The following is a 24,107-nucleotide window of genomic DNA, read 5'->3' on the forward strand; positions in this document are numbered from 1 at the left end:
TCGAATGCATCGTATGGGATCTGCAGCAGAAAGCCCTGTCCCGAGTAAGAGCGGCATACCCTCTACAGATCCCAGGCATACGGCGGATACGTCGGATACGACCCCAGCAATGCAAGAGGGGGCCCGGCTGAATGCCGGACCCCCTCTTGGGTGTGGACGAACTCGGGCTACTCGGCCTGACCGGGCGTGAGCCCCGTCGAGGCTGCGGCAGCCGCTGCCGAAGCCGAAGCCTCGCCGTGCGACTTCTGCTGGTCACGCTTCGTGTCGAAGGTGAACTTGCCCTCCTTGACGTCAACCATCACTGTGTCACCAGCGAGCAGCTCGGCCCCGAGGATCTTCTCTGAGAGCTGATCCTCGATCTCCCGCTGCATCGCGCGGCGCAGCGGGCGAGCGCCGAGCGTCGGGTCGTATCCGATCTCTGCGAGTCGCTCGCGCGCAGGCGTGGTGATCTCGATGTACATGTCGCGGTCGAGCAGCCGGTCCTTCAGCTGCTTCACAAACAGGTCGACGATCTGCAGCAGCTCGGGCTTCGAGAGCTGCGGGAACACGATCGTGTCGTCGACACGGTTCAGGAACTCGGGCTTGAAGTGCTTCTTAAGCTCCTCGTTCACCTTGCCCTTCATCGTCTCGTACCCGACCTGAGAGTCGCCCTCGAGCTGGAAGCCGACCGGGCCGCCAGCAATCGCTGTCGATCCGAGGTTCGTCGTCATGATGATGACTGTGTTCTTGAAGTCGACAACGCGGCCCTGGCCGTCGGTGAGACGCCCCTCTTCAAGCACCTGCAGCAGCGAGTTGAAGATGTCGGGGTGTGCCTTCTCGATCTCGTCGAAGAGCACGACCGAGAACGGCTTGCGGCGCACCTTCTCGGTGAGCTGGCCGCCCTCTTCGAACCCGACGAACCCGGGAGGGGCACCGAACAGGCGTGAGACCGTGTGCTTCTCGCCGTACTCGGACATGTCGAGCGAGATGAGCGCGTCCTCGTCGTCGAACAGGAACTCGGCGAGTGCCTTGGCGAGCTCGGTCTTACCGACGCCCGTGGGGCCTGCGAAGATGAACGAGCCCGAGGGGCGCTTCGGATCCTTGAGCCCTGCACGCTGGCGGCGGATCGTCTTCGCGAGTGCCGAGATCGCCTCGTTCTGGCCGATGACCCGCTGGTGCAGGGCATCTTCCATGAAGCGCAGACGCGAGGTCTCTTCCTCGGTGAGCTTGAAGACGGGAATGCCTGTCGCCTGTGCGAGCACCTCGGCGATGAGTCCCTCATCAACCTCGGCGTTCGTCGCGACATCGCCTGCGCGCCACTGCTTCTCAAGGCGGAGGCGTTCAGCGATGAGCTTCTTCTCTTCGTCGCGCTTGTTCGCCGCCTTCTCGAAGTCCTGCGCCTCAATTGCCTGCTCCTTGTCGGCGCGGACAACGGCGATCTTCTCGTCGAATTCGCGAAGCTCGGGCGGGCTCGACAGGATCGAGAGGCGCAGGCGAGCGCCAGCTTCGTCGATCAGGTCGATTGCCTTGTCGGGCAGGAAGCGATCCTGCACGTACCTGTCCGCGAGATTCACGGCGGCGACGATCGCACCGTCAGTGATCGAGACCTTGTGGTGCGCCTCGTAGCGGTCGCGCAGGCCCTTCAGAATGTTGATCGTGTGCGGCAGCGACGGCTCGTTCACCATGATCGACTGGAAACGCCGCTCAAGCGCTGCGTCCTTCTCGAAGTGCTTGCGGAACTCGTCAAGCGTTGTCGCACCGATCGTCTGCAGCTCGCCGCGCGAGAGCATCGGCTTCAGAATGTTCGCCGCGTCAATCGCGCCCTCGGCAGCACCGGCGCCGACGAGCGTGTGGATCTCGTCGATGAAGATGATGATGTCGCCGCGGTTGCGGATCTCCTTGGTGACCTTCTTCAGGCGCTCCTCGAAGTCGCCACGGTAGCGGCTACCGGCGATCATCGACGACAGGTCGAGCACGTAGACCTGCTTGTCCTTCAGCGTCTCAGGGACCTCGCCCTTAACAATTGCCTGCGCAAGGCCCTCGACGACGGCGGTCTTACCGACGCCCGGTTCACCGATGAGCACGGGGTTGTTCTTGGAGCGGCGCGAGAGGATCTGCATGACCCGCTCGACCTCTTTCTCGCGCCCGATAACGGGGTCGAGCTTGCCCTCGCGGGCGGCCTGCGTGAGGTTGCGGCCGAACTGGTCGAGCACCTGCGAGCCCTTGGGGGCGTCGCCCGCCTCGGGAGCGCCGACAGTCGCGTTCTCCTTGCCGGCCTGGTAGCCGGAGAGAAGCTGGATGACTGCCTGGCGCACGCGGTTCAGGTCGGCGCCGAGCTTCACGAGCACCTGGGCTGCGACACCCTCGCCCTCGCGAATGAGGCCGAGCAGAATGTGCTCTGTGCCGATGTAGTTGTGGCCAAGCTGCAGCGACTCGCGCAGGCTCAGCTCAAGCATCTTCTTCGCACGCGGTGTGAACGGAATATGACCCGACGGCGGCTGCTGACCCGTTCCAATAATCTCGGTGACCTGCGCGCGCACAGCGTCAAGTGAGATGTCGAGCTGCTCGAGAGCTTTCGCCGCGACACCCTCGCCCTCGTGAATGAGGCCGAGCAGGATGTGCTCAGTACCAATGTAGTTGTGGTTGAGCAGCTTCGCCTCTTCCTGGGCGAGCACGATCACGCGGCGAGCGCGGTCAGTGAATCTCTCAAACATCTATACCCTCCTTGACGGTCCACGGGGTATGGAACCGCCGATGGTTAAAGGCTACGCGCACCGGGGGCTTTGTGGGGCCGTGTTCGCCAGAGGCGTTACGGCGCCCGATTGCGCGTTCCCGGAGCACACCTTCGCTGGCGGCAGGCTTGACGCCGCGCCGCGGATTCACGTATGTTATCGATTAGCGATAACAACGATTATCGATAAGGATCGCCGGGCCTCATCGCGAGGCTCGGCCCGACAGCGGAGGCCGCTTGTGCAACAGACACACCACACCCCAGAGGTATCGCGGGGCGACAGAGTCGCGATTTGGGCATTCGTCGTCGCGGGCGCGGCAATAGTTGTGTTCACCGCCGTCCAGGCTGTCGCGCGAGTCATGGCGGTACTCAGCCAGGGCCCGCACGAGGTGTTCGTGGCACTCCCCCCGGAGGCAACCGTCTCAGTAGAGGTGGGAACCGGCAAGATGCTCGCACTCACCGAAGCGAGCGGCACGATCCGGGTTGACACGCTCCCCACCCCTGCACTCATCCCGGGCGTCGCCGGCCCAATCCTCGCCGCGGTGACAACGATCGTTGTGACGGCGTGCCTCCTCGCGCTCGCAGCCTCGATCCTTCGCGGGAGCATCTTCTCGCGGCGCAACACGGCGCTCGTCGTCACCGCAGGCATCACCGGCCTGATCGGTTACTCACTCGCGAATCTCGCCAGCACGATGCTTGCAAACGAAGCCGTCAGGTCCGCCGCCGGCGAGAACCTCGCGACGACAGTGTTCGCAGCCGACCCTCTCGTCTATCTCCTCACTGCCTTCACAGTCGCCGTCGTTGCGACAGCCTTCGCTGTCGGCGCTCGCCTCCAGCGCGAAACAGAGGGGCTCGTATGACCCCGGCCGAGCCCGAAGACGGGCACTCAATCCACTGCAGACTCGACGAGCTCCTTACGGAGCGCGGCATGACGCTCACCGAGCTCGCTGATCGCGTCGGCGTGAGCATCGTGAACCTCTCGGTACTCAAGAACGATCGAGCAAAGGCGATTCGATTCACGACGCTCACCGCGATCTGTCGCGCCCTCGAGTGCGAGGTAGGAGACCTGCTCGTCGTCACTGAGTAAGAACCAGGCTCATCACATACCTCCCGGCACCCGGCAAGGTTACCGTGCGATAACCGACGAGTCGCGGCATCCTGCGGAAGTCGTGACCCTGGGATACGATGAGGCCATGGCAAGTTCACCGAGGGAGGCCGCCAAGGCAGAGCGTCGCGAGCGCTACCTCGAGGCGGCGGCGGCCCTCATCGCCGAACGGGGTTTCAGCGGCGTCTCGATCGATCTGCTCGGCTCAGCTGTCGGAGTCAGCGGCCCAGCGCTCTACAGGCATTTCTCGAGCAAGGAAGACATTCTCACGCAGCTGCTCGTCGGCGCGAGTGAGCGGCTCCTCGCAGGCTACGAGGCGATCATCGCGGAGAAGCTCGGTGACGAGGAAACCCTGCGCAGACTCGTTCGCTTCCACCTCGATTTTGCGACGAACGAGCGAGACGTGATCCTCGCGCAGGAGCGCGAACTCGTGAACCTCCCGGAAGAGCCCCGCCGCCGAGTGCGCAGCCTCCAGCGCCGTTACGTGAACGGATGGGTGCAGATCACCGAACGTCTCATGCCGGACGCGAGCAGGGCGGATCTCACGGTCAGGCTGCACGCCGTCTTCGGCCTGCTCAATTCGACCCCGTACAGCGGCTCGCTCGCATCACCGTCCAGGGTGCGAGACATCTTGGCCGACCTCGCGCTCAGCGCGCTCTTCACTGCCGATTCTCCCTAGCCTTCCTGGGTCTGCGTCGGGGTGGAGCCGGACCAGTACCTGAGTTCCTATCGTTCGAATTGGAAGTGCCCTGGGTCTTTCGGGTGAAACTCGGTAATGCCGTAGCCCGCATCTGCGGGGATTCGCACGACAGGATTGCCCGCTCCGTCAAACCCCACGGTCGGCATGACCGCAACGCGGGGCAAACCGGGTGCCGCGTCAACGGCTTCGGCGACAGAGCGAAATGAGCCGAGCCGCCTGAGGTTCATGCGCGTCGGCAATAACAGCATCTCGCTCGTCAACGAGGGCACCTCTGCTGGTTCGACCCAGCGCAGCGCGACAGCCTCAACCCCATCAGCGGTCGGCTCCTGCCCCTCGGGGGCACGGGCAATGAAGAAATCGGTGTCGAACCGGCGCTTGCCGCCGAGCGGGGTAATCCACCGCCCAAACGGTACGACCTCGTCAAGGGCGAGCCGAGCCGCGGTTGCCCCGAGCACGCCGCCGAGCCCCGCGGCACCCGCCGCAATGGGGGTGGGGACCTGCGGCGCTGTCAGCAGTCGGCCGTTTGGGTCGCGGGCAAGCAACACGCCAACTTCTTCCCAGGTCTCACGGATCGCCGTCGCCCGCAACGCGGCCGACTCGTCGTCGTGGGCGTGTCCGTGGGCGACCGCAGTAGCGCCGTCAGCCGCTTCGAGCACGCCCCCGGGAAACACCAGCGCCGATGGAAACGCACCCCTCGTGCTCCCCCGCCTGAGCATGAGCACTCTCAGCGGGTCATCACGCACGAGAAGGAGCGACGCCGACCGTCGCGGCACAACCGGCGAGGGCGACTGTTCAGCCGCTCCTTGCCCGCCCGCTTCGAACACCATGCGTCAGCCTCAGCCCTCCGGGACTCCCCCGGCGTCGGGGCGACGAGCAGATGCCGCGACTTCTGCAATGCGGCGCGCCTGGCGCATGAGCGGTTCGTCGATCATTTGGCCATTGTATGCAAAGACACCGCTCGCCGCGGAGGCCGCGGCGTCGAGCACCCCTGTCGCCCACGCGATCGCCGTCGCGTCTGGCGAGTAGGCCTCGCGCAGAATCGGAACCTGGCGCGGGTGGAGGCACATCGCGCCGCGAAACCCGGAGGCAGCCGCCTCAGAGGCTTCCGAGCGAAGCCCCTCATCATTCGCAAGATCTGTATGCACTGTGTCGTAGGCGGGCTTACCCGCGGCCGACGCCGCGATTAACACGCGCGAACGGGAGTACTGTGCGAGCTGCCCGAGCTGACCGTCTGGCGTGCGGCTCTTGAAGCCCCCGATCCCGGCAACGAGGTCTTCAGCACCCCAGGTGAGCGCCGCCACCCGCGGGTCTACGGCGAGCGCGTCGACGTCGCGAATGCCGATTGGGGTCTCACAGAGGGCGATCACCTCGTACCCCTCGAGCCCGTCAAGGTCGCTCGACTGCTCGGCTTTGGGGAGCATGACCGCACGGTACGCCGTCTGCGCAAGGGCGGCGAGGTCGGCTGCAAAGAATTCGGAGGTCCGTGGGTTCACGCGCACGATGACCCGTTCAGGATCGAGTGGCGTCGCCACAAGCGCAGCTCGCGCGGTCTCCTTGTCACCAGGGGCGACTGCGTCTTCAAGGTCGATGATGACGCTGTCGGCTCGTTCGAACGCCTTCGCGTATCGGTCTGGGCGATCCCCTGGGCAGAACAGCAGTGCAGGGCCTGTAATCACGCGTCCCCCTCAGTACGATGTGCCGAGGACTCGGCGGAGCCAGTCGCGTCGACGCTTGCAGTTCCCTCCGGGCGGCAGCGCATGAGAGTGGATCGTTTGGCGACTGCCACGACGTTGCCTCGCTGGTCGCGCGCAGTGTGCTCGAACTCGACGACTCCCTGGCCCGGTCGCGATTTCGAGAGGCGCTTGCCAAGGATGCGGGTCTCGGCGGTCATCGTGTCGCCAGCGCGCATCGGCGACGGGAAACGGATGTCAGTCATGCCGAGGTTCGCGACGATGGTGCCCTGTGTGAGCTGCGCGACCGACAGGCCAACCATTGTTGACAGGGTAAACATGCTGTTGACGAGCCGCTCACCGAACTCTGTCGACGCAGACCATTCGGCGTCGAGGTGCAGCGACTGCGGGTTCATCGTGAGTGTGGTGAAGAGCACGTTGTCGGCCTCGGTGACTGTGCGGGCTGGCGCGTGCACGTAGACGTCGCCCTCCTCGAACTCTTCGAAGTATCGACCACGTTGTTCAAAAATGCGTCCCGTCATCGTGCTACGCCCTCCTTGGCTGCCTCGCTCGGCGTGTCTTCCGCCGATCCTAGTTCACTCGTCTCCGCCCCGGCGGCGTCTGCGTCAGGAGTGACCTCGGCGAGCACCTCATTCGCGCCAACCTGCTGCCCCGCGGCGACGCGGAGCACGAGCGTGCCTGCGACTGGAGCGCGAAGGACGTGCTCCATCTTCATCGCTTCAACGCTGAGCACCGGTTGGCCAGCAGCCACCGCTGCGCCGTCCTCGGCGTGCACCGCGACGACTGCGCCAGGCATCGGCGACAGGAGTTCGGGGGCTGCAGCGTCAGAGCGGGTCACGCGCTCGAGCACGACGTCCTCGAATCTCCAGGCGGCACCGCCGCTCGCAAGTCGCAGCGCCCCATCAATCGCCCCTGGTTTTGCGCTCACGGCGCGGGGGTCGAAGACGAAGTGGATGTGCTCGGTCCGCCCATCGATCCTGACCTGTGCGGTTCCGCTCGGACGCTGGGTGCTGTCTGCCCGCTCGGCTACGCGGACTCCCGCAGCGCGCCACTCGCCCCCCTCGACGCGCACGCGCGCAACGCCTGGCTCACCCGCGACGTGCACGGTGCGCACAGTCTCAGTCTGACCTGCGACTCGCAGGCGGAAGCGCGCCGCCGCGTGTTCGCCGACGCGCCAGCCGAGCCCAGCGGCTCTGGGTGTCGAGGCTGCGGCTTCACGCGAGTAGAGCACGAGGGCAGCCGCGGCGAACACAGTATCGTCTGGGTCACGGAACGCGAGCTCGGGTGTGACCCGCTCGATGAGCGCGGTGTCGAGCAAGCCAGCGCGGACGTCGGCATTGTCGAGCAGCAGCCGCAGGAACTCGACGTTTGTGTCGACGCCGAGGGTCACGGTGTCTGTGAGTGCGCCGCGCAACAGCCGGATCGCGCCGTCCCTGTCAGGTGCCCAGGTGATGACTTTCGCGAGCATCGGATCGTAGTCAGACGTGATCTTTGATCCCTCGGTCAGGGCCGCATCGACTCGAATGCCCTCGCCCTGCGGCAGCGAGACTGCCTCGAGCACGCCGCCCGTCGGCAGGAAGCCTGAGCGCGGGTCCTCAGCGTAAATGCGCGCCTCGATTGAGTGTCCGTCGAGGCGCACGTCTGCCTGTTCGATGCCGAGCGGCTCGCCAGCGGCGACGCGCAGCTGCGCTGCGACGAGATCGACGCCAGTGACCTCCTCAGTGACTGGGTGCTCGACCTGCAGTCGCGTGTTCATCTCCATGAATGCGAAGTCGTTCGGGTCGTCTGCCGACACGATGAACTCGACGGTGCCAGCGCCGCGGTAGTCGATGCTACGGGCAGTCTCGACAGCCGCCTCCGCGAGCTTGGCGCGCAACTCGTCGCTGAGGTTCGGCGCTGGCGCCTCCTCGATGACTTTCTGGTGGCGGCGCTGCAGCGAGCACTCGCGCTCGCCGAGGTGGATCACAGTACCGTGGCTGTCTGCGACGACCTGCACCTCGATGTGGCGAGGGCGCGTGATGAGTCGCTCAAGAAAGAGCGTGTCGTCGCCGAAGGATGCCTTCGCTTCCCGCCGCGCAGTCGCGAGCGCATCGGCGAGGTCCTCGGGCTTCGCGACTGCGTGCATGCCTTTGCCGCCGCCACCAGCGGCAGGCTTCACGAGCACTGGGAAAGCGAGCTCGGCAGAGCGCGAGAGGAGCTCATCGTTTGAAAGCCCGGGCTCCGAAACGCCGGGTACGACAGGGACGCCACGCTTCGAGACCCGTTCGCGGGCGCGAATCTTGTCGCCCATCACTTCGAGGGCTTCGACCGAGGGTCCAACGAACACGATCCCTGCTTCGGCGCACGCGAGTGCGAGTGCAGGCTGCTCCGAGAGGAAGCCGTAGCCCGGGTGGATCGCCTCGGCCCCCGTGGCCTTCGCGGCGGCGACGATCTGCGTGACGCTGAGGTAGCCGCCAGCACTCCCCGCCTCTGAGCCGTCAAGCGCGACTGCCTCGTCCGCGAGCCGCACGTGCGGCGCTTCCGCGTCGACCTCGCTGTATACGGCGACCGAGCGGACGCCGAGCTCGCGCAGGGTTTTGATAATCCGGCAGGCGATCTCGCCGCGGTTTGCAATAAGTACTGAAGAGAACATCGCCATCACATCCGAAAGATTCCGTAGCCCTGATCCGCGAGCGGCGCCCGCGAAACTGTATCGAGCGCGAGGCCAAGCACCGCGCGAGTGTCGAGTGGATCGATGATCCCGTCGTCCCACAGCCTGGCGCTCGCGTAGCGTGCGTCGCTTTGCTCGGCGAAGCGTTCAAGGGTTGGGCGCGAAAACTCGGCTTCCTCTTCTGCGCTCCACGTGCCGCCCTTTGCCTCAATCTGATCCCGCTTCACTGTCGCGAGCACGGATGCAGCCTGCGGGCCGCCCATCACGCCGATACGCGACGTCGGCCACATCCAGAGAAAGCGCGGGGAGTAGGCGCGGCCGCTCATTGCATAGTTGCCCGCCCCGAAGGATCCGCCGACGATGACAGTGAGCTTCGGCACGCGGGCGCAGGCAACGGCTGTCACCATCTTCGCGCCGTGCTTCGCGATGCCGCCGCGCTCATATTCACGGCCGACCATGAAGCCCGAGAGATTCTGGAGGAACACGAGCGGGATCTTGCGGGTGTCGCACAGTTGCACGAAGTGCGCGCCCTTCTGGGCCGACTCGGCGAACAGCACGCCATTGTTCGCGATGATGCCGACTGGGTGCCCCTCGATGCGGGCGAAACCAGTGACGAGCGTCGAGCCGAAGTCGCGCTTGAACTCATGGAAGCGGCTACCGTCGACGATTCGCGCGATGATCTCACGCGCATCGTAGGGCGACTGCGGCTCGGGCGGCACGACGCCGTAGAGCTGGCTCGGGTCGACCGCCGGCTCCTCCGGCTCGGTGACATCCCAGGCGCGCGGCGGGGGGGCCGGTAGCTGCGCAATGATGTCGCGCACGATCTCGAGCGCGTGCTCGTCGTTCTCCGCGGGGTGATCTGCGACCCCTGAGTCGCGGGTGTGCGTGACGCCACCGCCGAGTTCCTCTGCGCTCACGACCTCACCCGTCGCGGCTTTCACGAGCGGCGGGCCACCAAGGAAGATGGTGCCCTGCTCACGCACGATGACGACCTCGTCGCTCATCGCGGGAACGTAGGCGCCGCCGGCGGTGCTCGACCCCATCACGGCGGCGATCTGCGCAATGCCGCGCGCCGACATGCGGGCCTGGTTGTAGAAGATGCGGCCGAAGTGCTCGCGGTCTGGAAAGACGTCGTCCTGCAGCGGCAGGAAGGCGCCGCCCGAGTCGACGAGGCTCACGCACGGCAGCTCGTTCTCGGCCGCGATCTCCTGCGCACGAAGGTGTTTCTTCACCGTGAGCGGCATGTAGGTGCCGCCCTTCACTGTCGGATCATTCGCGATGATCATGACCTTGCGGCCGTGGATTTCGCCGACAGCGGTGATGAGCCCTGCGGCCGGGATGTCGTCGTCGTAGACACCGTCGGCAGCCAGGGCTCCGACTTCGAGCAGCGGGCTCCCCCTATCGACGAGGCGCTCGACTCGATCTCGCGGGAGCAACTTGCCACGCCCGACGTGGCGTTCGCGCGACGCCTCGCTGCCGCCGAGCGCGATCTCAGCGAGGCGCTCGCGCAGCGCATTCACTGCCGCCCTGTGTGCGTCCTCGTTCGCGCGGTACTCGGCACTTGCAGGTCTCGCCTGGCTCGCGAGAGTCTCCATCGACGTCCCCTTCCGGTTCACGGTCGGGTGCGTCCGTGCACCCGTTCGCAATTAGGTTAGCGGTCACTAACTGAATTGTCTAGCGGCACGCTTCTCAGGACGGGCGCCTGCGCCACCGACTACCGTTGAGGTATGACTGCCACCGATACGCCCGTGCTCGCCCTCGTCCGCCACGGCGAGACTGAGTGGAACCGGGCCAGGCGCATTCAGGGCCGCACAGAGGTGCCGCTGAACGACACTGGCAGGGCGCAGGCTCGCGCCGCGGCCGCGGCCCTCGCGGCACACACCTGGACGTCAGTGCACGCCTCTCCCCTCGGCCGCGCAATCGAGACCGCAGACATCATTGGGGCCGCCCTTGGCCTCGGCTCCCCCGCGATCAACGCTGGGCTGTGGGAGCGCGATTTCGGCGAAGCCGAGGGACTCTCAGTTCCTGACATTGAGGCACGCTGGCCAGGCCTCAGCGGCATCCCAGGCGCGGAGCCGCTCAGGGACGTCGCCGAGCGCTCCGCGACAGCGATCGCCAGCCTCTACGACACCTCGCCCGGCGGCATTGTTGTTGCGCACGGGGCAATGCTGCGCGCCGGCATCCAGCGGCTCACTGGCGTCGACGTGCCGCGGATCCTGAACGGCGAAATCTGGCTGCTCCGGCGCGAGGCGACAGGCTACGCAGCGACGCCACTGGAAGCGGCCGCAGCGAAGCCGCTACTGCAGGGCTGAGGTCAGTCGGGCGAGGCCGTCGAGCAACTGCGACCGAACGGGTTGCTTCGCCCATTCGGCGGGAAGCAGCTCCCGCGAGTTCGCCCGATAGTAGTCGGTGACCTCGTCGAGGTCACGCACGAAACTCGCCCCGCGTACGACCATCGAGATCTCCATGTTCAGACCGAACGAACGCGGGTCCATGTTCGAGGATCCCACCACCGCAACGTCGTCGTCGATCGTGAAGTGCTTCGAGTGCAGAATGAAGGGCGGGCGGTACATCCAGATACGCACCCCGGCGTTCAAAAGCTCCTCGTAGTACGAGCGCTGCGCGTGATACACAAGCGCCTGGTCGCCGATCTCTGAGACGAAAAGCTCGACCTCAACCCCTCTGGCGGTCGCGGCCCGAAGCGCGTTCATGATCGAGCCGTCAGGCACGAAATAGGGGCTCGTGATGCTGATCCGGCGGCGCGCGGTGTAGAGCAGCGACACGAAGACCTGCAGGTTGTTCTCTGCCGCGTAGCCGGGGCCGCTCGGTACGATCTGGCAGTCGAGGTCGCCCGGAAACTCAGTCTCGAACGAATCAATATCGAGCTGCTCGAGGTACGTGTCAGTCTCGAGGTACCAATCGGCCTGGAATACTGCCTCGAGGCCGAGCACGATCGGCCCCTCGACCCGAACCATGATGTCTCGCCAGTGCAGGCCCCGTCGAATATTGCCGCGCTTGTTGTAGCTCGAGTCGACAAGGTTCTGTGAGCCCGTGAACCCGACCTTGCCATCAACGACAACGAGCTTGCGGTGGTTGCGAAGGTCTGGGCGCTGGTACTCGCCACGCCACGGGCGCACAGGGAGCATGTATGTCCACTCCGCCCCCATGTCTTCGAGACTCTGCGCGGTTCGTCGGCGGCCCGGGTTACGTACAGCCGAGATATGGTCGAGCATCACGCGAACCTTCACGCCGCGCCCGACTGCGTTTCGCATCGCCTCAAAGACAACGTCAGTCGTCTCGTCATGCACGAGAATGTAGAACTGCACGTGCACGTACTCTGTTGCCCTGTCGATTGCGGCAGCGATCTGATGGAACGACAGTTCGTAGTCAATCGTCATGGTCGCGAGGTTGCCGCGCAGCATCGGCTGCGCACCGAGGGTCTGGCCGAGCCTGACGGCACTCTCGAGCCCGGGCGACATCGCGTCGATATCGGAGATCAGGCCCTGGTTCTCGCGCTCCGCGAGGCTTGAAACGAGCTCGTTGATTGCGTCTTGCTTCGCTTCGCGATGCTTGGGGAGCCGGTTCGAGCCGATGATGAGAAAGACGATCAGGCCAGGCACAGGAAGCAGGAAGATCGCGAGCAACCAGGCCATGCCTGAGGTTGGACGCCTGTTGCGCGGCACGACAAACAGCGCGGTGATGCGGATCGCGTTGTCGATAATCAGGGCGACGACGGCGCCAATGTAGGCCCAGTTCCAGCCGGAAAAGAACTCCATATCGGCCCTTTCCCTGAGAATGCAATGATTGCGCGAAGCCTCGCGCTTGCATTAACTGTAGCGAAAAAGCGGGAGCTACTCCTCGCGGGCCGGGAGACCAGCCTTCTGGCGTTCCTCGTTCTCGATCTCGCGGTAGATGCGTCGCTCGGTGCGATCGGCCCGGAGAATGAGCCTCATAACCATCCAGAAGAAGAGCCCGATGAGCACGGTCGGCGTGAGCGACCAGACTGCATTCATCCACCAGTTATCCATAATTGCCAACTTTACCCCCAGCGCCCCTGGGATTACCTGGGCGCGACACGATTGTTCCCTGCCAATCCGACACCGCGGCCGCGCACAGGAAAGCGCAGGCCGGGCATACGAAGGGCCCCGCGCGGGCGGGGCCCTTCGGTGCCGTGCTCCGCGGCCGCTACTTGACGAGCGGGAAGAGGATCGTCTCGCGGATTCCCAGGCCTGTGAGCGCCATCAGCAGACGATCCATGCCCATGCCCATGCCGCCGGTCGGAGGCATAGCGTGCTCGAGCGCGCGGAGGAACTCCTCGTCAACCTTCATCGCCTCGACATCGCCACGCGCACCCTCGGCGGCCTGCTGCACGAAGCGCTCGCGCTGCACCACTGGGTCGATGAGCTCGGAGTACCCTGTCGCGAGCTCGAAGCCTCGAATGTAGAGGTCCCACTTCTCGACGACGCCCGGGATCGAACGGTGGTGGCGGGTGAGCGGGCTCGTCTCGACCGGGAAGTCCATGACGAACGTCGGGGCCGTGAGGGAGTCAATCACGAAGTGCTCCCACAGCTCTTCGACAAGCTTGCCGTGGTTCGCGAGTGGCACCTCGACGCCTTCGGCGTCCGCGAGGGCCTGCAGCTCAGCGACAGTCGTCTCGGGCGTGATCTGCTTGCCTGCGGCCTCCGAGAGGGAGTCGTACATCGAGATGCGATTCCACTCGCCCCCGAGATCGAAGAGCGTACCGTCGGCCCACTTCACGACGTGAGTGCCCTCACGCTCGGAGCCGACGTTTGCAGCGAGCGCCGCATTCTGCACGAGCTCTTGCGTGAGGTCGGCGATACCGTTGTAGTCGGTGTATGCCTGGTACGACTCAAGCATGGCGAACTCGGGGCTGTGGGTCGAATCGGCGCCCTCATTGCGGAAGTTGCGGTTGATCTCGAAGACACGCTCAAGCCCGCCAACCGCTGCGCGCTTCAAGAACAGCTCAGGCGCGATGCGCAAGTAGAGTTCCATGTCGAACGCGTTTGAGTGCGTCACGAATGGACGTGCCGAAGCTCCACCGTGCATCGTCTGGAGCATCGGCGTCTCGACCTCAATGAAGCCGCGCTTCGCGAACGTGTCGCGGAGGCTCGCCATTGTGCGCGCGCGGGTGATCACGTTGACACGTGCCTGCTCGCGGGCGATGAGGTCGAGGTAGCGCTGGCGCACCCGCGTTTCCTCGTTGAGCTCGGCGTGCAGGTTCGGAAGTGGCGCGATGGCCTTCGCGGCGACCTGCCACTCGGTGACCATCACCGAGAGTTCGCCGCGGCGGCTCGAGACGACCTCCCCCTTCACGAAGAGGTGGTCACCGAGGTCGGTGAGCTCCTTGTATTCGGCGAGCGATTCCTCACCAACCTCGGCGAGCGACAGCATGGCCTGGATGCGAGTGCCGTCGCCTGCCTGGATCGAAGCAAAGCAGAGCTTGCCAGTGTTGCGCTGGAAGACGATACGACCAGCGATCCCGACGATCTCGCCCGACGCCGAGTCGGGGTTCTCTTCCAGGTGCCCCCACGTAGCCCGAACGGCCGGGATCGTGGTGGTCACAGGCACGGCAACCGGGTACGCGCCGCCTGCGAGGTCACCCGCGGCGTTCAGCCGCTCCCGCTTCTCGAGACGGATGCGCTTCTGCTCGAAGATTTCCTCTTCGCTCTGAACTTCTTCAGTGGCGGGGTTCGGCGCAGTCTGCTCGCTCATTTGGCGGGTTCCTCCGTAGTGTAGACGTAGACATCCATCCTACGCGAGGCGCAGAGTGTTCCCACATTTCGGGCGAACGGATGGGCGATACTTGATGGGTGGCGTGAACGTCAATCACTGGCTCAAGGAGGCTCATGCCTGACTCATCGCGATTCACGCGCAGGGGTGTGCTTGCTGCGGCAGCGGCGGGCGCGGTGACCGCGTCGATCGTCGCGCTCGGAGGCTGGCGGGTGACGAGGCGCCCGGTTCTCTCGCCCGAGACGGGGTCAGGATCGGGAGCACAAGCCGGAGACGCTCTCGACCGCAGAGACCTCGCCATTCCCCGGCTTGACACCGGCACGGTTGGCGCTGACGGCGTGCGCGCCTTCGAGCTTGTCGCGGGCGCCGGCACGAGTTCGTTCGTTGCGGGCACACAGACGCCAACGTGGGGATACAACGGTGCATTCGGCGGCCCGACGCTCCGCGCGGCACAGGGCGAACGGGTGCGCGTCGTCGTGCGAAACGAGCTCGCCGAGGTGACGACGACCCACTGGCACGGCATGAAGGTTCCCGCAGCGGCCGACGGCGGCCCACACCAGCCGATAGTCCCCGGCGACAGTTGGACAGCGGAGTGGACAGTCGAACAGCCCGCCGCGACGCTCTGGTACCACCCGCACAACCACGGGACAACCGAGGCACACGTGTATCGCGGACTCGCCGGGCTTTTCCTCATCGAGGATGAGAAGCCTCCGGCCGACCTTCCGCTGCCGCGCGACTACGGCGTCGACGACGTCCCAGTCGTCGTGACAGATCGAAGCTTCACGGCCGACGGCGCGTTCGACGAGCGCAGGCGAGACGCCTCGGGAATGCTCGGCGACACGCTCCTCGTCAACGGCACCGTGTCGCCGCGCTTCAGCGCTACGAGGGAACTCACGCGACTGCGCATTCTCAATGGCTCCACCGCGCGAAGCTATCGCTTCCAGCTCGATACAGGCCCGCTAGTGCTCGTCGCGACCGACTCCGGGCTGCTGCCGAAACCGGTATCGGTCGCCGGACTCACGTTGACCCCCGGAGAACGCGCCGAGGTTATCGTTGCGCTCGAACCTGGCCAGACCGCAATGCTGCGCTCCGTGCCGCACACGCTTGGCCTGCTGAGCACCACTGAACGCGCGAGCGGTACCCGCGACACGTTCGACGTGCTCGAACTCAGCCGAGCCAACGCGGACGACAGCGCGCCACCGGGGACGGCGTCGACAGCCCCCGCGACGCTCACGGAAATGAACGCCTGGGTTGCGGCGGGCGGGGCATTCGCCGCGCCACTCACAGATCCGCCCGAGCCCGACGTGCGGCGCACTGTCACTTTGCAAGACAACAAGATCAACCATCGCCGGATGAATATGGCACGGATCGACGAGGTCGTCACAGTCGGCAGTCGCGAACGCTGGCTGATCACGAACGAGCATTTCCTCCCCCACAATCTGCACATCCATAACGCGCGCTTCAGGGTGTACTCGATCGATGGCCGAAAGCCCACGGCTGAGCTGCGCGGCTGGAAGGACACCGTGTACGCGCCGCCGAGCCGCACAGTCATCATTGATGTTGAGTTCGGCACGTCGACAGACCCGCACATGCCCTACATGTTCCACTGCCATCTGCTCCAGTACGAAGATCAGGGCATGATGGCCCAGTTCGTCGTCGTGCGCCCGGGCGAAACCGCCGGGCCGCTCGACACACAAGCAATCGGCGATGGAGGTTCACATGCCGGCCACTGATCGAATCCCGGCGGGCCGCGCGGTTGCGGCGGTCGCCCGCTGGACTCTGATCCTGCACGCGGCGTTGCTCGCCGCGCAGCCGTTTCTCGCGGGGGCGATGCTTGATGCGATGAGCCCGAGCCCGCAGACGATGCACCGGATTGTCGCGATGACGGTCGTCGCCATCGCCATCGTGCAGGTGTTCGTCACGCTTGCAGCGTGGAAGGGCCGGGCAGGGTGGCCGCGCGACGCGTTCCACTTGTCACTCATGCTACTCGGGCTCGAGCTCGTGCAGTTCACGCTTGGGCATCTGAGCCTCGGAATGGCGCTGCACATTCCGCTCGGGATTGCCTCGCTTGCCGCGGGCGTCTACATTGCCGTGCGGTTCGCGAGGCGACCTGTGACTAACCGGGTCTAGCTCGCCTCGATCTGGATCTCGTCTTCGTCATCACGACGCCGCTTCGCTGCGAACAGCATGAAACCGATGAGCAGTAGCGCGAGTGCGATGCAGATCAGGGCGAGCATGCCAGTGCCGCCTGTCACACTGATCTCGGGGGTCGACGTTTCGCCCGTGAGGTTCACACCAACATCAAAGCTCAGCTCGGTCGACGGAGCACCAGACGCGTTCGACGTCTCAACGCCCGCGTCCATCGCGAACCCGAATGTGACTGGCACCGTTGCGCCCTTCGCAACCGCGACCTCGGCAACTGAAACGCGGTCACCGGCCTTCAACGCCTCGAACGTTTCCTCGCCAGTCACGCCAGCGACATCCCAGAACAGCGTGACGTCCTTCGCAAGCTCAGGGTTCAACGCTCCCTCAGGGATGAGCTCGGTCACGTCAAGCGTCACGGCGGCAACGCCCTCACCGGGGCCTGCGTTCACGACGTTCAGGGTGCGGGTCACACGGTCACCGGGTGACGCCTTCCGGTCGCCGATGAATGTGGTCTCCGCCCGCGCGTACTCGGCTCCGGTCCAATCCAGGTGAACGGCCGGGCCGTCCCATTCCGCCTGAATCGTCGCCGCGGGAAGCGTTGTCGCGCCCTGTACAGTCGTCCCGCTACCCAACCGCTCAGGCGCTTGCGGCGTCCCGCCAGCGGCGACAGTGTTCGTACGGCCACCAAACATCGGCAGCGAGTCGGCCATCGCGAGCGCGACACCGGCTCCGAGGAGCAGCAACACAGTGAGAATACCGGCGATGAACTTGCCTCGCGCGCTCATCCCATGGCCGGCGTCGACGGTGAGCACCGTACTGGCAGCGCGCGTCGCGTGGTCGTCTGTGGAGATACGCAAGGTCATCCCTCGTTTCGGTGGTTCGGCGTAACGTGTGAGTGCTTCGCGTCTGCAGCTGACGCTTCGGGCTCGGTTGACTTCAGGAGGGCTTCTGCCTCTGTGACTGCGTCTCGCCCGCCCATTGCGAACGCAAGTTCGCGTTCCCTGAGCTCGATCTCCCGCTCACGCAGCGCGAGTTCTCGCTCTCGAAGCTCTTGCTCTCGCGGCTCCGCAGGCGGGGCGAGATATCCCGCGACAGGCGCGGCTCCTGAGGCGCCAGGCGCTCCGGGCCCAGTTCCCTGAGGCCGCGGCACCGAGACGACAGTCGTGCGGGGCTTGCGGAAGCTACTCAGCGCTCCCCAGCCGATCAGCACTGCCGCAGCTATGGCTGCAACGATCATCGGGTTTTGCGATACCCACTGGCGGGCCCAGCCGAGCCCGGGAACGCCGTACATGAATACGCCGCGGACCTGCGCTGGCGAAACTGGCTCGTCGACAGCGGAGTTTGCGTCGCCCTGCGTGATGAGACGGCAGGAGGTCCCATCCTCAAAAGTGCCAATCGTCTTACCGATCACGCGGTGTGTGATGAGTGTCGGGTCATTCGGTTCTGGAAAGTAGGTGACAATCTGCCCAACCGACACGTCGTTGCAGACCTTCGCCTCGTCAGTTCCCTTGACGACAACAACGTCGCCCGGGGAGAACGTCGGCTCCATAGAGCCAGAGAGCACGGTCAGCGAGTCTCCGCCGAGCACCCGCGGCACAACAAGCAGTGCCGCGAGAGCCGCGATGACAAGAATGGCGAAGGCGGACCCGATCGCGCGGGCAGCAATCTGCCAGGGCGAGTCATACCAGCCGCGGGTCTCCCTGCGGACTACCGAGCGCGTAGGCTTCCTGCGTGCGTTCGTAGCGGTACTCATCGGATCCTCCTCTCAAGGACTGTGGGTGTTGTGCGGGGTTGAAGTGTGAGGGGGGAACCCCGCAGGCCCTGCCGGTGGCCTGGCCTGCGGGGGTCCCGGTGCTCGCGCGATGCGCGAGCTGGGGCACTTAGTTGAACTGTGCGCCGGTGTCGCGGACCTGGTTCAGCGAAACTGTCAGCTCGCCGAGGGTGTCAACAGCGGTCACGTCGATGCGATCCTCAACTGTCACATCGGTGTCCTGGTAACGGAAGTCGCCGTTCTGATCCTCGTAGAACGAAGCGTAGATGACAACGGTGAGGTCCTCCGAAGTTGTCGGCATACCGAACACTGCCGACTGCGCTGCTGCGCCGCCTACTGCGGTTGCTGCACCCAGGATGCCGTTCGTAGCATCCTCGGCGCCTGCGTCCTGGCCGGTTGCAGGAGCCGAGAGGTACAGGAGGGGTGCGTCAGCGGTCTTCGGCAGCGCGGTCTCAGTGACGAGCAGCTTGCCGTCGTAGTAGACCTCGTAGCTGTAGTTGATGCCCGAGACGTTCTCCTGCAGCTTGTCAAGACCGTCGATCCCTACGCGAGCGACGAGGTTGTCGCCGTCAAGCGTGGCCGTAGCGCTGAAGGATGCAGCGAGCTTGTCGCCCGGAGCAATCCGCCAGGTCGCAACGTCGGTGATCTCGTGGCCCGGCTGCTGGGTGCCGTCGGTGCCGGTTACCGGGTCAGTTGCGTCCTTACGGTCGTTCGACACATCCCAGAACGAGGTGTCGGCCGACTGAACGAGGTTCAGATCACCGGCGGTGATGTCGCCGCCCGAGAACGTGTCGGATGCTGACCAGAGGGCGAAGGTCGAGCCGCCGATGAGGAGCGCAGCGGTACCTGCAGCTACCCACATGAAGCCCTTGCGGCGCTTGTTCTGCTCGGTGACAACGATGACCTGGTCGTGGTTCGTGTTCGACATGATGGTGTTTCTCCTAGTTGGTTGAGCGCAGGGGGATGCAGACCTCGGTCGGCGCTCAGCGCCAAGGCCACGTTTTATGGGGGGGGGGATTAGTCGCGAGGTGAAAAAGCGGGGTTCACGTTCGTGACGATCGGGTCAAGCGAGATGACGAGGTCTGGCTCGCCTGACGGGTCTGGGTAAATATCGGCGTCCCACTCGGCGGAGGCTTTCGCCTTCGTCGTGTCTTCTGCCGTCGCCTCGACGTTCGCAAGGTTGCGGTACACGCCGAGAAGTTCGAGTGCCGGCGGGAAGCCGACCTGGGAGTGCCAGCGGGCGATGGCGCCGTTCGCGCTGCCATCCTCCGCGACGCTGGTGACCCGTACGTCGTTGATGTACGTGCCGTCAGCGATCGAGTTCCAGCTGATCGCCGCACACCACTCCTGGCTCGTCTCGGTGCCGTCGAGTGCGGTGCCGGGAGCCTGAAGTTCGACATCAGCATTGCCAAAGAGATAGATGTTCTTTGGTTCCTCACCCTCTGGCGTCTCGGGAGTCGCGGGAACTGCAGAGCAGTCACCGCCGTCACCAGCGCGGAACACCTTGAGTGTCGACTTTTCGAGCACCGTGACAGGCTTCGCCACGCCAGAGGCCACGCTGTGAGGCTCCTCGCCATCCTTCACCTGTTCAGTGACGGCGACGTCGTAGTTCAGCCCTGCAATACCGAGCGCGTTCCCACTCGCGGTGAACCGCCAGATAACCGGGTCCGCGTCGATGGTGGTCTGATCGAGCACCTCGATGATCTTCTTGCCTGGCAGAGTGACAGTCACCGGAGCGCCACCGGCCGAGTAGCCAGGCTCAGTCACTGTCTCAGAGGCAGCGCCAAACCGGACTGCGCCGAGCGATACGTCGGGGACAGTTGCACCGACCCGAGCGCTCCAGAGAGCTGCGGCCGCGAGGCCGCCAGCGAGGAGCACGACAACCGCGCCGGCGGTGACTACGTTACGGGTACTGCGCTTCATGGATCAGCCCTCCCCGTTCTTGTAGCCATCGCCTGAGCGGATTTGCTCGAGCGTCACATTGATGCCGTCAACCGACCACTTGTCGAGGTCGTCGAGTGGCGCCTTGTCTGTCCAGCGGTAGTCACCGAGCACCTCGATCGTCACTACGACGGTCCAGTTCGCGGTCACTCCGTCGTTGCTGCCGGTGAGGCCAGCAACGCGTACCGGCTCGCCGAGCTCTGCTTCCTCGGAGGCGGGCTCTGACTGCGCATTCTCGACAACGTAGGTTGCCGCGAGTGTGCCGTCCGCGATGCTCTGCTCCGCGCCCGACCCCATCTCAACGTTCATGCGAGCGTTGAGGTTGTCACCCTGAAGCACAGTGGTGAGCGGGACTCGGATCTCGACGATGTCGCCAGGCATCGAGTGGAAGCCGGCGGTGCCGCCTGCCAGTGTGCCCGCGGCGGGGGCAGCCACCTCAGGGGTGATCTGCGCCCACGTACCCTCGCCGTAGCTCAGGTTCAGGTCACCGGCCGCGACCTTTCCGCCTGCGAAGTTGTCCTGCGCATTCCAGAGGGCGTATGCGGCTCCACCTGTCGCGAGCAAGCCAACCGCTGCGATCGTCGCACCCGCAATGAGCTGTGTTCTATAGCTCATTCCTTGGACCCGTTTTCGGGCCGCGCCGAAGGCGCTTCTGGGTTTCACCTGGAACCACCGACAGTCGTATCCTCAGGGATCAGGCTGCCGCAGGCGGAGAGCAGGGTGCTCTTGCCAACCGCGAGCGACGGAACCGTACCGATGACACCGTTCTCACCCAGCCGGGTGTCAGTGTCTGTGACAGTGATATCCGTCAGCTCTGTTGCCCAGTCGTCAGCTGAGATGTTCGACACCTCGTAGACGAAGCAGACAGCCTGGCCGTCAGTGAGTCGTGCCCCTGCAAGAGCCTCTGTCCCGGTTGCCATGATCTGCGCCGGCGACGACGCGTCCGTGACGTCAGTGAAGGCACGCTTGGTGATCTTCACCGAGGGATCCGTCGAGAACAGCTTCACAAGAAGGTCGTTCACGACAAGCCCATCGAAGTTGGTGTCGTCAGACGACACCGTGTGGCTGAAGCGCACCGGCGTATTCGCGGGGACGTCGCCAGCTGCAGCGGTCACCTTGATCTTGCCCGAGCTTGTCGCGCCAGCTGCGATGACCGCGTTGACGTTCGAGAGTTCGACGCTGTTTTCTGTCGCAGCCTGGTCAGGCGTCGCAACGAAGTTCAGATCAGATGCGGGCTTCGGGGCGCCAGACGAGACCGTGAACTCGTACTGTTTGCCAGACGGCTCACCCGTTACCAGCGTGAACGAGCCAGGCTTCGCCTGCACGGGGTTGATGAACGTGATGTCAGGGTCGGTGCTCGTCGCAGCGTCACGGTTCGTGAGCCCACCCGAGCTCGTCACCTTCTCAGCCGCGATACCAGCGGTCACCTTCGCCGAGTCATCAACCCGTGCTATCACGGTGAACTCGCGGTTCGCGCTTCCCGAAACTGGCTTCACCGACACTGAACGAGGGTTCAGGCGGCCCGCATCGATGGTCTCGGAGACCGCAGCAGCGGTCACGTCGACGACACCAGCGGTCACACTCGCGGGGTTCAGCGGCAGCGACGACTTGACTGTGTAGTGCAGGTCGCGTGCCATTGTCGAATCGTTCTGCGTCGCCGACTGATCGATTGAGATCTCCGGGCGGCAGTTACCACTGAAGCCGACCATTCGCGAGTACTGCGATGACTGACCAGTGGTCGCGCCAACGGTCTGAACTCGAACATAGCCCTGGCCAGCACCAGTGTTCGCATCAACAATTGTCGCCTCGTCGAACTCGCCGACGACCGTCGACGGGAACTTCTGCGGGCCGACAGGAAGGTCAAGCAGCAGCTTGGCGCTTGCGCCTGTGAGGCCCTCGACGCGGCCGAGGTATACCTCTGCGGTACGGTCCGCGGTCCAGTACAGGTCGAGATCGACCGTGCTCTCAGGGAGCGGGAGGTCGCTCGGCGCCGATACGTCAAGCGTCGCAACACATGCGGGCACGTCTTCAGCGAGCGGCGATTCGACCTGGATCGAACCTGCAGGTGCATCATTGGTGAGCACCGCGGCGGTACCTGTCGGGTACCACGTCATTACGCGGCCGTTCGCATTCGTGTTGTTGTCAACGAGCGCAGTCACTCCGTCGCGGCCTTCCTCAGCCGTTCCCGGCCGGTTCTGGCTCGCGCTCCGAGCACCAAAGGTGTTCTTCTCCACGTTCACATTGCCCGTGTTTTGCAGGTAGACCGAGTTGCCGGTGTATCCGTTGAAGTAGTTGTTTGCGATGCGCATGTCACCGGCGTTGCCAGTGGTCGTGTTGCCGTTCCAGGCAATCGCGTGGCTCTGCCCACTCGTCGCACGCACGAATTGGTTCCCAGTGATCTGGTTCTTTCCACCAATCTGCCCATAGGGCAGCGTGATGAACGCGTTGTACACTCCGGTGCCGTAGCCCTGAACGTTAATAAACTCGTTGTCAGTGATGTTGATGTTCGAGGCCTTAACGCTGTAGCCGGCGGCTGCGTTGGTCGTGAACGGGAATGCGACCTGGTTCGTGAGGTTCGACACGAACGAGTTCTTAAACGTAAACCCATCAAGCACGACGTTCTGATTGCGGGGCAGGAACTGCATGAGGCTCGTGCGGCAACCAGAGCCATCGCTAGCTGTGCACCGTCCGCCAACCGTATAGGTGACGCGCACGTTGTCGATCGTCACATTCTCGATCGGGGTGTTGTTTTGCGCATTGAAGTAGAACAGACCCGTCGCGGTGCCAGCGTCGTAGAACCCCTGCACACGGTAGTTCTTCAGGGTGATGTTCTTGGAGCCCTCGCGGAACACGATGAAGCGCTCGGGGCCGTAGTGGGCCTGAGTCACCGAAGAGCCGCCGTCAATGGTGACACCATCGGCCTTCGGCCCCATCACAAATGACGACTCAGCAGAAAGCATCTGCGTGACGTTCTTAAACACGATGTCCTTGCCGTTCACGTGGAACAGTGCACCGCCAACGTCACGTGACGCCTCAACTGTGACCTCATTCTTGAGGTCGATCGTCACCGGGCTGGTCACAAGGAAGTGGACCCCGGAGTCTTGGTTAGACACAAGCCCGGTCTGCATGTACTGATAGCTCGTACCAACAGGGTCGATGTTGCCAGTGAAGCCGGGAGCCGGAGTGATGAGCACCGCGCCAGGCGCGAGGTTCAACGCGTTCGATTCCTCAAGCGCAGCCCGCAGGGTACACGTACCTGCCGCGGTCGCGCAGACTCCGTCGCCGGGGTTCGCGTCCTTTGCATTGGCGCTCACATCGGCCGAGTTCAGCTCGAATGTGTGGGTGACAGCCTGAGCGGACGACGCCGGCAGGAACGGGCTCGCGATCAGCGCTACCGCGAGAGCGGCGGCAGCAAACGCACCTCCGCGCCGCCTGTGTAGACGTCCGGCCGCGTGGCGTGATGCTGCGGCCGCTCCGCCTGTGCTCGCTCGATGTCGCATGTCGAGGTGTCCCCTTCCAATCGCTGTTCTTCCCTTACAAGAACAGCCTGACCGAAGGAATGTGGGGTGAGTATTGCGAATGACAACGCTGACGAGCCGCTGAGTAGCAATCCATACGCAACTGAGTATCTGCAACGACCTAC

Annotated in this window: 21 protein-coding genes; 6 read left to right on the plus strand and 15 right to left on the minus strand. The window is 64.6% G+C overall.

Features of this window, described 5'->3' with window-relative positions:
* Positions 1 to 167 precede the first annotated feature (167 nt).
* Positions 168 to 2,693: an ATP-dependent Clp protease ATP-binding subunit gene (locus KI794_RS12425; protein ID WP_119284792.1), complete on the minus strand. Its 2,526-nt coding sequence runs from the start codon at positions 2,691 to 2,693 to the stop codon at positions 168 to 170.
* Positions 2,694 to 2,949: 256 nt separating this feature from the next.
* Between KI794_RS12425 and KI794_RS12430 the strand changes: the two genes are divergently transcribed.
* From KI794_RS12430 to KI794_RS12440, 3 genes are all read left to right on the plus strand, one after another.
* The gene (locus KI794_RS12430; protein ID WP_255808276.1) at positions 2,950 to 3,570 is read left to right on the plus strand and encodes a DUF2975 domain-containing protein; all 621 of its coding nucleotides are present in this window, start codon (positions 2,950 to 2,952) and stop codon (positions 3,568 to 3,570) included.
* Positions 3,567 to 3,797 carry a helix-turn-helix domain-containing protein gene (locus KI794_RS12435; RefSeq protein WP_119284793.1) on the plus strand — a complete coding sequence of 77 codons (231 nt, stop codon included), beginning with the start codon at positions 3,567 to 3,569 and terminating at the stop codon, positions 3,795 to 3,797. Before KI794_RS12430 ends, KI794_RS12435 begins: the two co-directional genes overlap by 4 nt.
* 106 nt (positions 3,798 to 3,903) lie before the next feature.
* Positions 3,904 to 4,494 carry a TetR/AcrR family transcriptional regulator gene (locus KI794_RS12440; protein WP_119284794.1) on the plus strand — a complete coding sequence of 197 codons (591 nt, stop codon included), beginning with the start codon at positions 3,904 to 3,906 and terminating at the stop codon, positions 4,492 to 4,494.
* Positions 4,495 to 4,541: 47 nt separating this feature from the next.
* On the opposite strand, the gene KI794_RS12445 is transcribed toward KI794_RS12440, so the two are convergent.
* The 5 genes from KI794_RS12445 to KI794_RS12465 are packed head-to-tail and all read right to left on the minus strand — an operon-like array spanning position 4,542 to position 10,451.
* The gene (locus KI794_RS12445) at positions 4,542 to 5,342 is read right to left on the minus strand and encodes an NUDIX hydrolase (protein ID WP_119284795.1); all 801 of its coding nucleotides are present in this window, start codon (positions 5,340 to 5,342) and stop codon (positions 4,542 to 4,544) included.
* Between the two features lie 9 nt (positions 5,343 to 5,351).
* Positions 5,352 to 6,191 (minus strand): HpcH/HpaI aldolase/citrate lyase family protein, encoded by an 840-nt coding sequence (locus tag KI794_RS12450; protein ID WP_255808278.1) that lies wholly within the window; start codon positions 6,189 to 6,191, stop codon positions 5,352 to 5,354.
* Entirely contained in the window at positions 6,188 to 6,727 is a 540-nt protein-coding gene (locus tag KI794_RS12455; RefSeq protein ID WP_119284797.1) for a MaoC family dehydratase, read from the minus strand. Before KI794_RS12455 ends, KI794_RS12450 begins: the two co-directional genes overlap by 4 nt.
* Positions 6,724 to 8,844 carry an ATP-binding protein gene (locus KI794_RS12460; RefSeq protein ID WP_255808279.1) on the minus strand — a complete coding sequence of 707 codons (2,121 nt, stop codon included), beginning with the start codon at positions 8,842 to 8,844 and terminating at the stop codon, positions 6,724 to 6,726. Before KI794_RS12460 ends, KI794_RS12455 begins: the two co-directional genes overlap by 4 nt.
* Positions 8,844 to 10,451 (minus strand): carboxyl transferase domain-containing protein, encoded by a 1,608-nt coding sequence (locus KI794_RS12465; protein ID WP_255808280.1) that lies wholly within the window; start codon positions 10,449 to 10,451, stop codon positions 8,844 to 8,846. Before KI794_RS12465 ends, KI794_RS12460 begins: the two co-directional genes overlap by 1 nt.
* 132 nt (positions 10,452 to 10,583) lie before the next feature.
* Here KI794_RS12465 and KI794_RS12470 point away from each other — a divergent pair, with 132 nt between their 5' ends.
* On the plus strand, positions 10,584 to 11,168 hold the full coding sequence (locus KI794_RS12470; protein ID WP_255808281.1) for a histidine phosphatase family protein: 585 nt from the start codon (positions 10,584 to 10,586) through the stop codon (positions 11,166 to 11,168).
* Here the strand turns inward: KI794_RS12470 and cls are convergent.
* The 3 genes from cls to lysS form a co-directional block, all read right to left on the minus strand.
* Complete coding sequence (cls, locus tag KI794_RS12475) at positions 11,154 to 12,632, minus strand: cardiolipin synthase (protein WP_119284801.1); 1,479 nt, start codon at positions 12,630 to 12,632, stop codon at positions 11,154 to 11,156. The genes KI794_RS12470 and cls overlap by 15 nt on opposite strands.
* Positions 12,633 to 12,707: 75 nt before the next feature.
* Entirely contained in the window at positions 12,708 to 12,884 is a 177-nt protein-coding gene (locus tag KI794_RS12480) for a hypothetical protein (protein WP_170219657.1), read from the minus strand.
* Between the two features lie 157 nt (positions 12,885 to 13,041).
* Positions 13,042 to 14,589 carry a lysine--tRNA ligase gene (lysS, locus tag KI794_RS12485; protein WP_255808282.1) on the minus strand — a complete coding sequence of 516 codons (1,548 nt, stop codon included), beginning with the start codon at positions 14,587 to 14,589 and terminating at the stop codon, positions 13,042 to 13,044.
* Positions 14,590 to 14,723: 134 nt separating this feature from the next.
* Here lysS and KI794_RS12490 point away from each other — a divergent pair, with 134 nt between their 5' ends.
* Both KI794_RS12490 and KI794_RS12495 read left to right on the plus strand, forming a co-directional pair.
* A complete protein-coding gene (locus KI794_RS12490; protein WP_255808283.1) occupies positions 14,724 to 16,340 on the plus strand; it encodes a multicopper oxidase family protein in 1,617 nt (538 codons plus the stop codon).
* Entirely contained in the window at positions 16,327 to 16,737 is a 411-nt protein-coding gene (locus tag KI794_RS12495; protein ID WP_119284804.1) for a hypothetical protein, read from the plus strand. The genes KI794_RS12490 and KI794_RS12495 overlap by 14 nt, the downstream gene beginning before the upstream one ends.
* On the opposite strand, the gene KI794_RS12500 is transcribed toward KI794_RS12495, so the two are convergent.
* The 6 genes from KI794_RS12500 to KI794_RS12525 all read right to left on the minus strand — a co-directional run bounded on the left by KI794_RS12500 (position 16,734) and on the right by KI794_RS12525 (position 23,964).
* Positions 16,734 to 17,609, minus strand: a complete 876-nt coding sequence (locus KI794_RS12500) for a hypothetical protein (protein WP_255808284.1) — start codon at positions 17,607 to 17,609, stop codon at positions 16,734 to 16,736. The two genes, KI794_RS12495 and KI794_RS12500, sit on opposite strands and share 4 nt — an antisense overlap.
* A gap of 2 nt (positions 17,610 to 17,611) precedes the next feature.
* Positions 17,612 to 18,505, minus strand: a complete 894-nt coding sequence (locus tag KI794_RS12505; protein WP_255808285.1) for a signal peptidase I — start codon at positions 18,503 to 18,505, stop codon at positions 17,612 to 17,614.
* A gap of 127 nt (positions 18,506 to 18,632) precedes the next feature.
* Complete coding sequence (locus KI794_RS12510; RefSeq protein ID WP_119284807.1) at positions 18,633 to 19,451, minus strand: alternate-type signal peptide domain-containing protein; 819 nt, start codon at positions 19,449 to 19,451, stop codon at positions 18,633 to 18,635.
* An 89-nt stretch (positions 19,452 to 19,540) separates the two neighbouring features.
* Positions 19,541 to 20,446 (minus strand): hypothetical protein, encoded by a 906-nt coding sequence (locus KI794_RS12515; RefSeq protein ID WP_255808286.1) that lies wholly within the window; start codon positions 20,444 to 20,446, stop codon positions 19,541 to 19,543.
* Between the two features lie 3 nt (positions 20,447 to 20,449).
* On the minus strand, positions 20,450 to 21,079 hold the full coding sequence (locus tag KI794_RS12520; protein WP_119284809.1) for a hypothetical protein: 630 nt from the start codon (positions 21,077 to 21,079) through the stop codon (positions 20,450 to 20,452).
* Positions 21,080 to 21,123: 44 nt separating this feature from the next.
* Positions 21,124 to 23,964 (minus strand): right-handed parallel beta-helix repeat-containing protein, encoded by a 2,841-nt coding sequence (locus KI794_RS12525; RefSeq protein WP_255808287.1) that lies wholly within the window; start codon positions 23,962 to 23,964, stop codon positions 21,124 to 21,126.
* Between the last annotated feature and the right edge of the window lie 143 nt (positions 23,965 to 24,107).

Origin of the sequence: Leucobacter aridicollis (assembly GCF_024399335.1) — a bacterium.
Lineage (GTDB): Bacteria > Actinomycetota > Actinomycetes > Actinomycetales > Microbacteriaceae > Leucobacter > Leucobacter aridicollis_A.